Annotated in this window: 1 tRNA gene; it reads right to left on the reverse strand. The window is 36.8% G+C overall.

From position 1 onward, the window contains the following. Positions 1-48 precede the first annotated feature (48 nt). Positions 49-125 (reverse strand) — tRNA-Ile (locus CD034_RS01125). Between the last annotated feature and the right edge of the window lie 76 nt (positions 126-201).

Consider the following 201-nt stretch of genomic DNA (forward strand, 5'->3'; position numbering starts at 1 on the left):
GGTAAAATCTATTTACTTACTTATCTAGTTTTCAATGTACAAATTTAATGGTGGGCCTGAGTGGACTCGAACCACCGACCTCACGCTTATCAGGCGTGCGCTCTAACCAGCTGAGCTACAGGCCCATTAAATATTTAAATGTTTAAAATAAACATTCAAAACTGAATACAATATGTCACGTTATTCCATATCATCTCTATG

Source organism: Staphylococcus hominis subsp. hominis, from assembly GCF_002901845.1.
Lineage (GTDB): Bacteria > Bacillota > Bacilli > Staphylococcales > Staphylococcaceae > Staphylococcus > Staphylococcus hominis.